We start from the raw sequence: 8,612 nt of genomic DNA on the forward strand, positions 1-8,612 counted from the left end.
CCGATGGTACAGCGGAAGACCGCCGCGAATACCGACAACAGCATAGTCAACCAGTGATGCAACAACTATATGAATGGCTCAACCAACATCATCTGACAGTGCCATCGAGTTCTCCTACCGCCAAGGCTATCAATTACACTCTGAAGCGTTGGCCAGCCTTAAGCCGTTATCTGGATGATGGCAATCTACCGATATGCAACAATTGGGTAGAGAATCAAATGCGACCTTGGGCCTTAGGGCGCAAGAACTGGCTGTTTGCTGGCTCGCTGCGCAGCGGCCAGCGAGCGGCGAATATCATGACTTTAATCCAGTCAGCAAAGCTGAATGGCTTGGATCCGTATGCCTATTTAAGTGATGTGCTGAAAAGGTTACCGACACACAAAGTGACCCAAATTGAAGAATTGCTGCCGCACTGCTGGAAACCTAAATCGAATTAAAAAATAGGTATGGGATTCAGCGGACGCTTACAATAAAACCATCTGAGGATGGTTTTATTAGGGCTTAGAGAGAAGATTGATTTAAGCAAATAATTGTGTAACAGAACACCATAGAATTGCTAAAATCGCAATCGCAACGATAGGTTCTAACACTTTAGACCAAGTGGGTACAATTGCTTCTACAGGCTCAATATTTTGATGATCATCGTGGGTATGTTGTTGAACCATTTGATTAAACTCCTTCATTGATGCCTCTAATGATAGCTCTTCTTGAGGAATTGGTTTAGAACCTTTTAACTCTATTAGATCATTTGTTGACCAAACCCAATCATCCGCTTGACCAGATAAATGTTCAATTTGACCTAGCAATAATTCACCTAGACCTTTATTGCCAAAATTACCGGTTTGATCCAATTGCTTGAGCTCTGTGAGTTGTAAGGCTAAGACTTCACTAATATTCTGTTCAAGCTCAGTTTTGGAGAGAGGTGACTGATTGTGTGGAGATGTGGTGAGTCGACGTGCAATTTCCTGAATATATAATTCATCTTGATGATCAATTTCTTGATAAAGTTTTTGGTTGTCTTCTCGCCACAGACTGACCAGTTTGCCTAAGCTCAGCGCATTGATTTCTTGAATATATTGGTCGCGATCAACAGCATTATATTGTTTCAAAAGCGAGGGCTTTTGAAGTTTAATCTGCGCTGCAAAATATTGTACTAAATCAAAAGCCATTCACTACTCCATTGTTTTAATCTAATAATCTAAGGCTTGGTTTTTTCTTAGTTTGTTCGGTTTTTTCTTCAGTCTTTGATTCTAAAGCATCTTGATCATTTTGGATATGTGCATACTCACTTGGATCAAAGAATAAGCCTTGTCCATTCTCTCTTGCATAGATACCTACGACGGCATTCATAGGTACATATAAGTCGCGTGATACGCCACCAAAGCGTGCAGAGAAGGTGATTGCATCATTGCTCATGTGTAAGGCATGCACTGCATGTGGAACGATATTTAGGACAATCTGACCATCCTGAATAAATTGTTCAGGAACAAGCGTATTCGGCTGTGTAGCATCGACCAATAAATGTGGTGTGAGTTGGTTATCACAAATCCATTCATAAATTGCGCGGGCTAAATAAGGACGGGTTGGACTTAAATTGATTTCAGATTCAGACATAATATGCTCTTTAAGTATGAATTAAAAATTCTTGATAGCGATTTTTTTCTTGCAAAGTCATTGCTTGAGTGAAGGCAGGGCGTGAAAAAATCCGCTGACAATACAGGAAAATTGGACGACAGTGTTGTTGGGGTAATTCTATGCCCATGGCTTTTAGCCGTATAAATAAAGGTGCCAGCATGCAATCTAAAATACTGAAATTTTCTGACATGAAATAAGGATAATGCTGAAATAATGGTGTCAGTGAAATGAGTGTATCACGTAATTTTTTTTGTGCAGCGCGCTGTGTTGTGTAATCTAAGCTATCAGGATGACGTAGCATCTGATCGGCAAGTTTGAACCAGTCTTGTTCAAAGCGCCAAATATATTGTCTTTGTTCTGCACGTGGCATAGGTGCATCTGCATAGAGTTTATTTTGTCGATAACGATCATCCAGATATTCGGAAATAATCGCAGTATTAAAGAGTTTTAAATCGTTTTCTAGCAGCATTGGAAGTTGATTATACGGATTCAGGCTTGCAAGATCTTCATCTTCATAATCGACCAAAATCAGTTGATATTTGATTTGTTTTTCGGCCAGAACGTAACGAATCCAATGTGAGCGAAAGTCGTCCGCATGACTGTAGAGGGTAATGCCTTGTAAGGGTGCGTTCTCGACTGACATAATCCGAAATAAAACCAAATGAATAGAATAGGATACTAAACTTAGCCACTAAAATCACCCAGCAAAGCTGATAAAAGTGTATGAGATATTTGTTGATTGGTTTTCAATTTTTGGACTGTATTGAATTTTGATTTTTGGTGTATGTGAATCCGAATTGTTTATCTGGCTTAAAATGCTCAGCTCGTTGATTTGCATAAAAAAAGCCTTGGAAAATCCAAGGCTTTTTTTGTGTCCGATTCGGTAAACGAATTAACGTTTAGAGAATTGTGGACGTTTACGAGCTTTACGTAAACCAAGTTTCTTACGTTCAACTTCACGAGCATCACGAGTAACGAAACCAGCTTGACGAAGAGCAGGTTTTAAAGTGTCGTCAGATGCGATCAATGCACGAGTAATACCGTGACGGATTGCACCAGCTTGACCACCAATACCACCACCAGCAACAGTGATGTAAAGGTCATATTTTTCAGTAGCTTCAAGAAGCTCTAATGGTTGACGTACGATCATACGAGCAGTTTCACGACCGAAATATTGCTCAAGAGTACGGTTGTTAATTACGAGTTTACCTGTACCAGCTGATAAGAAAACACGTGCAGTTGCGGTCTTACGGCGACCTGTACCATAGTTAGTAGCCATGTGCTGTATCCCTTAGATGTCCAAAACTTGTGGCTGTTGAGCTGTGTGAGGATGCTCAGCACCAGCGTACACTTTCATTTTCTTGATCATAGCATAACCAAGAGGACCTTTTGGCAACATGCCTTTTACAGCGCGTTGGAAGATTTCTTCTGGTTTGTGAGCAACTAATTTCTCGAAATTAGTTTCACGGATACCACCAGGGAAACCAGTGTGGCGATAGTATTTCTTGTCAAGTGATTTGTTACCAGTCACTTGAACTTGCTCAGCATTGATAACAACGATGTAGTCGCCAGTGTCAACGTGAGGAGTATAAGAAGTTTTGTGCTTACCGCGTAAACGACGAGCGATTTCTGTCGCAAGGCGACCTAGAGTTTTGCCAGAAGCATCAACAACGTACCAGTCGTGTTGAACTTCAGCTGGCTTAGCGCTGAGAGTTTTCATTAAACCACTACCTATTATAGTTGGTTTGGACTATGGAAGCTGTCCAAACAAAAAGGAGTCCGAATTCTACCTGAGAATGGGGAGAACTACAATGGAAAAGTCACATTTTAAGCGCTATATTTTATCAAGTTTGGTTATAAAAGCAAAATCACCTCTAGCGACCATTTCACGACAGTAAAAATCAGGTATTGATCTTCTTTATCTAGTGCTGTTTTAGCTTTTTCTGTATGGTCGCAGCAAATAATAATGATGAGGACGGATCACTATGTCTGATGATTTAGAACGCATCGCTACAACGACAAAAGCATTAACGACAGAAGCATTAAAGCCGCAACCAAATAAACTGCTAAAATTTATAGCAGGTTTTTTCATCACATTGATTGGTCTGTATGAACTGGCATTTTTGTTGGTAGGTGCAGCTTATGGTACTGATGTATTTGATTTTATCTTAATCTATTCTGTATTTATGCACATGACCTTGCTCCCTTTTATGCTATATGGCATTGGAGGCTTCATCATCTTGAGTCTATCTGATCAAAACTATCGAGCAGTTATTCAGCAAGCGCCCAAAATACTATTTATAGGTTTGTTGTTATGCGCGGTCGTGATTGGCATTTCAGAGTGGGCGCATCAGATGGGCATCTTAGATAGCCGATTTAGATTAGATTGGAGATAAAACAATTTTGCTCAGGATGGCGCTATAATTCAGCTACACCTAGCTATAGTGGATGAAGCTGCATGCGCCCTTTATATGTCACCAGTGGTGAACCTGCAGGTATTGGACCTGATATTTGTCTAAGTCTGGCAGCTCGACAAGATGAGCGTCCAATTGTGGTATTGGCAGATCATCAATTATTACAACAACGCACCGAAATTCTAAAGCAACAAGTCGAATTGATTGAATATTCAGGTCAGCAACAGCCTGCAGCGCTTGGGCAGTTATATGTTGAGCATGTGCCTTTGGCTGTAGATGTTGAGTTGGGGCATTTAAATGCACAAAATGCAACTTACGTTTTGGAGCAATTACGTCGCTCAGCTTCTTATGCAATGACAGGTAAGAGTGTGGGCGTGGCGACAGCACCCGTGCAAAAATCTATTATTAATGAAGCTGGTATTTCTTTTAGTGGGCACACTGAATATTATCAGGAGTTTGCAGGTGTTGCGCGTGTGGTGATGATGTTAGCCACCAAAACCTTACGCGTTGCCTTGGCGACCACGCATTTACCTTTACGTGCCGTGGCAGATGCCATTACCAAAACACGTTTAGAACAAGTAATTGATATTTTGCTGCACGATCTAAAAAGCAAGTTTAAAATTGAACATCCTAAAGTATTGGTCTGTGGTTTGAACCCACATGCGGGCGAAGATGGTTATTTAGGCATGGAAGAAATTGAGGTGATTAATCCTGTGCTGCAAAATTACCGTAATCGCGGTGAAAATCTCAGTTTAAGTTTACCTGCAGATACTTTATTTACCCCAGAAAATTTAAAAGATGCCGATGCAGTTTTAGCGATGTATCACGATCAGGGTTTACCTGTGTTAAAATCTCAGGGCTTTGGTGAAGCAATCAATATTACTTTAGGCTTACCGTTTATTCGCACTTCAGTCGATCACGGCACAGCGCTCTCCCTCGCAGGTACGGGACTTGCGAAAAGTTCTAGCTTGCATGTTGCTGTCGATTTAGCGCTGGATTTAGCACGTTCATAATTTCAGCTTGGAAATCTTTATGTATCAAATTAATGCCCTAAACCCAAAAGATGAAGGGCATCAGGCTCGTAAACGCTTTGGTCAAAACTTTTTGCATGATCAACGCGTGATTGCCAAAATTGTCCGCTCAGTAAACCCACGTCCAGGCGATAATATTGTCGAGATTGGACCGGGTTTAGCGGCATTGACCTCACCTTTAATTGGTGAGTGTGATGCTTTGACTGTAGTGGAATTAGACCGTGATTTGGCCGCAGGCTTACCGGGACGTGTGCCACATCCTGAGCGTTTAACTATTGTAGAAAGTGACGCGCTGAAATATGACTTTACCGAGTTATTTCAGGAAGGGCGCCCGCTACGTGTGGTTGGAAACTTGCCGTATAACATTTCGACGCCGCTTTTGTTTCATCTCTTAGAGTTTGGTGACAAAGTTAAAGACATGCACTTTATGCTGCAAAAAGAAGTGGTAGATCGTATCACGGCTGAACCGAATACCAAAGAATATGGGCGTTTATCGGTGATGATGCAGTATTACTGTAAGCCAACGTTCTTGTTTGAAGTACCGCCTGGCGCATTTAATCCACCGCCTAAAGTGACTTCTGCAGTATTCCGTTTAGAGCCTTATGTGACTAAACCGATTATTGCCAAAGATGAAAAAGCATTGGCACGTTTGGTGGCGCATGTATTTACCCAACGTCGTAAAACATTGCGCAATAGCTTAAAAGGCATGTTGGCTGAAGATGCGTTTGAACGTGCAGGGGTAGACCCAATGGCACGTCCTGAAACTTTAAGTTTGAGTGCATTTGTCGCATTGGCAGATCAGATGGTGAATTAATGGCAGCAATTCGATACAACTATGTCATTGGTGATGTGCAGGGCTGCTTTGAAGCCTTGAAACTGTTATTAAAAGAAATACAGTTCGATCCCGATCAAGATTTTATTTGGTTTGCAGGCGATTTAGTCGCGCGGGGTGAAAACTCGGTAGGTGCTTTGCGTTTTATTAAAAAACTGGTAGATCGTGGCGTTGCAGCAACGGTGTTAGGCAATCACGATTTAACCTTGTTGGCAGGCGCACGTGGCTTAAAGAAAATCAAAGCACAAGACAACACTCGTGATGTGATTGATGCAATTGACAGTGATGATTTGATTGATTGGTTGCGTAAACAACCATTGTGTCTTTTTCCTAATGAAAACACCATTTTAACTCATGCAGGTATTCCACATATTTGGAATGCGGAACAAACCGCAGCTTTGGCAAAAGAAGTTGAGGCGGTGATTGGGCATGAGGACTTTGAGGTAGTGGATGCATTCTTAAAGGAAATGTATGGGGCAGAACCTGCAGTTTGGTCGGATGATTTAGAGGGGCATGCGCGTTTACGTTGTATTACCAACTATTTGACCCGTATGCGTTTAGCCAATGCACAGGGTGGTTTGGAATTCAGCTTTAAAGATGCCTTAGATGATCCGATGCCAGAAGGTTTTAAACCGTGGTTTGAATATCCATCTTTAGCTGCGCAAACACATCAAATCGTATTTGGTCATTGGGCAGCATTGCAGGGACAAACGGTAGCCGACAATATTCAAAATGTGGATGGCGGTTGTGTGTGGGGCAATCAGCTTGTGGCTTATCGTTTGGAAGATCAGCAATTGTTTGCAGTGGATAATCCGCTGGCAGAATGGTAATAACATTCATCTTTAAAATTTAAAAATGTGATGATGAAATGAAAATAGCCACCTATTGAGGTGGCTATTTTTTATCTTGAATTTTATTGAATTCGAATCCAAGTTTGACTGCGACCTAGTGTAGATACACCCATATAAGCACGTAAAGTTAAACGTTTACCTGTTGAGTTGAGGCGAATTTTTGCATCGTAAATACGACCTGCCAATGGATCAATTACGCGTCCTTTTTCGTAATTGTTGCTGTTTTTGACTTGTTGTAAGCCTTTTAAAATATCCATCCCTAAAATAGGTTGGTCGGTATAAGGCGCAGGGCATTTATTACAAAGTTCACGTGGGGTATAACCCGGACGCGGGGTTACTTTCACAATTTTACCCGTATAGGTTTGATTGGCTTCTTTACGAATTTCGATGACAGCTTTGGGTGAGCCTGTTTTATCATCAATTTGTTGCCAAGTTCCTGCTAAATCTTGTGCCATCGCCAAAGTGCTTAGACTGCCGAAGATGACGGCTATTCCTAAAGCCAATTTCTGAATCATTTTATTTCCCTTACTCGGTCTTTGCGGCTAGTCTAATCTGTGAATTAACGGACACAAAGTCCCGAGTATCCAGAAAAAATGACCGATGAGACACAATTACTCGCTTATTGTTGGCGAATCCACGTTTGTGTACGACCAATGGCTGAAATTCCGACGTAACCACGTAAAGTGAGACGTTTATTATTAGATGCTAAACGACCTTTCAGGCTATACATTTTGCCTGTAAGTGGATCTAAAATACGCCCATCGGCATAGTTGTTATTTTCCACATGCTTTAAGCCACTAATAATTTCCAAACCGACCAAAGGTTTGTTGGTATAAGGTGCAGGGCAATTCACACACATAGTTTTTGGGGTATAGCCCGGTCTTGGTGTGACTTTGATAATTTTACCAGTAAAGCTGCCATTTTCAGCTTGGGTAATTTCAATCAGGGCTTTGGGTGAACCTGTTTTGTCATCAATACTTTGCCAGATACCTGTTAGGTCTGCAGCAAATGCTGAACCACTGAAGATTAAGCTTGCAAATACACCCATCAATACATTTTTCTTCATATCAGTTCCTTTGATTGTCGAAAGTTATTACAGAGGTTAATTCAAGATATAAAGCGAGTTGTGGTAAGAGTCAAGAGATTTGAGGAAATTTTTAATCTTAAACTTGCAGGGAAAATGCTGGAAAAGATGTGAAAAATGCCACGAACGTGTGGCATTTTAAGTGAAAAGTGAATTAATTAAGTTGATGGAATAACTTATAAATTAATCACTTTTAATCCAAGTTTGGCTGCGACCTAAAGCCGATACACCGACATAACCGCGCATGGTCAAACGCTTACCATTATTGCTCAATTTGGCTTTGGTGCTGTAAATATTGCCGCTTAAAGGGTCAATAATTTTCCCGCCTGTGAAATTGGAATTACCTGTATATTTTAAGCCAGTGAGTACATCCATACCTAAAATCGGTTGGTTGGTATAAGGCGCAGGGCAGTTGACACAGGTTTCTCTTGGTGTGTAACCTGGGCGTGGCGTCACTTTAACGATTTTAGCGGTATAGCTACCATTGCTTTCCTGACGAATTTCTAAAATGGCTTTAGATGAACCCGTTTTATCGTCAATGTTTTTCCAAGTTCCTGTAATATCTTGAGCCAGCGCAAAACTACCTAAGGCTGAGCAGATTAAGGCAACGGTGAGTTTCATCTTGACCATGTTCAATGTTCGGCGGATTCAAGCGGCAAGTGCAACAGTATAAAAACCAGCCATAACTTCACTCGGTGTATACCAACCTAGGGTTTTTCTAGGACGATGGTTGAGTGCAAATTCTATCTGCTCTATTTGTTCGTT

At 41.2% G+C, this 8,612-nt stretch carries 13 protein-coding genes and 1 pseudogene; 5 read left to right on the forward strand and 9 right to left on the reverse strand.

All coding sequences use genetic code 11. The annotated features are described in order from the left end of the window. A partial coding sequence (locus tag ACEO2X_RS12500) for a transposase (protein WP_031958613.1) occupies positions 1-437 on the forward strand: 437 nt, incomplete at its 5' end. Between the two features lie 81 nt (positions 438-518). On the opposite strand, the gene ACEO2X_RS12505 is transcribed toward ACEO2X_RS12500, so the two are convergent. The 5 genes from ACEO2X_RS12505 to rplM form a co-directional block, all read right to left on the reverse strand. Next, positions 519-1,169, reverse strand: a complete 651-nt coding sequence (locus tag ACEO2X_RS12505; protein ID WP_004972488.1) for a hypothetical protein — start codon at positions 1,167-1,169, stop codon at positions 519-521. A 16-nt stretch (positions 1,170-1,185) separates the two neighbouring features. Next, positions 1,186-1,614 carry a ClpXP protease specificity-enhancing factor gene (locus tag ACEO2X_RS12510; protein ID WP_004972487.1) on the reverse strand — a complete coding sequence of 143 codons (429 nt, stop codon included), beginning with the start codon at positions 1,612-1,614 and terminating at the stop codon, positions 1,186-1,188. Between the two features lie 10 nt (positions 1,615-1,624). Continuing rightward, entirely contained in the window at positions 1,625-2,278 is a 654-nt protein-coding gene (locus ACEO2X_RS12515) for a glutathione S-transferase N-terminal domain-containing protein (protein WP_004972486.1), read from the reverse strand. 249 nt (positions 2,279-2,527) lie between these two features. Further along, positions 2,528-2,914: a 30S ribosomal protein S9 gene (gene rpsI, locus ACEO2X_RS12520; RefSeq protein WP_004972483.1), complete on the reverse strand. Its 387-nt coding sequence runs from the start codon at positions 2,912-2,914 to the stop codon at positions 2,528-2,530. Positions 2,915-2,926: 12 nt separating this feature from the next. Continuing rightward, positions 2,927-3,355: a 50S ribosomal protein L13 gene (rplM, locus tag ACEO2X_RS12525; RefSeq protein WP_004909012.1), complete on the reverse strand. Its 429-nt coding sequence runs from the start codon at positions 3,353-3,355 to the stop codon at positions 2,927-2,929. Between the two features lie 265 nt (positions 3,356-3,620). On the opposite strand from rplM, the gene ACEO2X_RS12530 reads away from it, so the two are divergent. The 4 genes from ACEO2X_RS12530 to ACEO2X_RS12545 all read left to right on the forward strand — a co-directional run bounded on the left by ACEO2X_RS12530 (position 3,621) and on the right by ACEO2X_RS12545 (position 6,742). Beyond that, on the forward strand, positions 3,621-4,031 hold the full coding sequence (locus tag ACEO2X_RS12530) for a hypothetical protein (protein ID WP_180062460.1): 411 nt from the start codon (positions 3,621-3,623) through the stop codon (positions 4,029-4,031). 62 nt (positions 4,032-4,093) lie between these two features. Further along, the gene (pdxA, locus tag ACEO2X_RS12535; RefSeq protein WP_096901579.1) at positions 4,094-5,062 is read left to right on the forward strand and encodes a 4-hydroxythreonine-4-phosphate dehydrogenase PdxA; all 969 of its coding nucleotides are present in this window, start codon (positions 4,094-4,096) and stop codon (positions 5,060-5,062) included. A gap of 19 nt (positions 5,063-5,081) precedes the next feature. Then, complete coding sequence (gene rsmA, locus ACEO2X_RS12540; RefSeq protein ID WP_004972477.1) at positions 5,082-5,894, forward strand: 16S rRNA (adenine(1518)-N(6)/adenine(1519)-N(6))-dimethyltransferase RsmA; 813 nt, start codon at positions 5,082-5,084, stop codon at positions 5,892-5,894. Further along, positions 5,894-6,742 carry a symmetrical bis(5'-nucleosyl)-tetraphosphatase gene (locus ACEO2X_RS12545; protein WP_096901578.1) on the forward strand — a complete coding sequence of 283 codons (849 nt, stop codon included), beginning with the start codon at positions 5,894-5,896 and terminating at the stop codon, positions 6,740-6,742. The genes rsmA and ACEO2X_RS12545 overlap by 1 nt, the downstream gene beginning before the upstream one ends. A gap of 83 nt (positions 6,743-6,825) precedes the next feature. On the opposite strand, the gene ACEO2X_RS12550 is transcribed toward ACEO2X_RS12545, so the two are convergent. The 4 genes and pseudogenes from ACEO2X_RS12550 to ACEO2X_RS12565 form a co-directional block, all read right to left on the reverse strand. Next, a complete protein-coding gene (locus tag ACEO2X_RS12550; RefSeq protein ID WP_004972473.1) occupies positions 6,826-7,278 on the reverse strand; it encodes a DUF2147 domain-containing protein in 453 nt (150 codons plus the stop codon). Positions 7,279-7,382: 104 nt separating this feature from the next. Then, the gene (locus ACEO2X_RS12555; protein WP_004972472.1) at positions 7,383-7,829 is read right to left on the reverse strand and encodes a DUF2147 domain-containing protein; all 447 of its coding nucleotides are present in this window, start codon (positions 7,827-7,829) and stop codon (positions 7,383-7,385) included. Between the two features lie 201 nt (positions 7,830-8,030). Further along, a complete protein-coding gene (locus tag ACEO2X_RS12560; protein WP_104853073.1) occupies positions 8,031-8,477 on the reverse strand; it encodes a DUF2147 domain-containing protein in 447 nt (148 codons plus the stop codon). An 18-nt stretch (positions 8,478-8,495) separates the two neighbouring features. Then, positions 8,496-8,612, reverse strand: a pseudogene (locus tag ACEO2X_RS12565) (IS30 family transposase); the annotation flags it as partial.

The sequence above is a fragment of the Acinetobacter sp. AL9 genome (assembly GCF_041464035.1).
GTDB classification, from domain to species: domain Bacteria; phylum Pseudomonadota; class Gammaproteobacteria; order Pseudomonadales; family Moraxellaceae; genus Acinetobacter; species Acinetobacter towneri.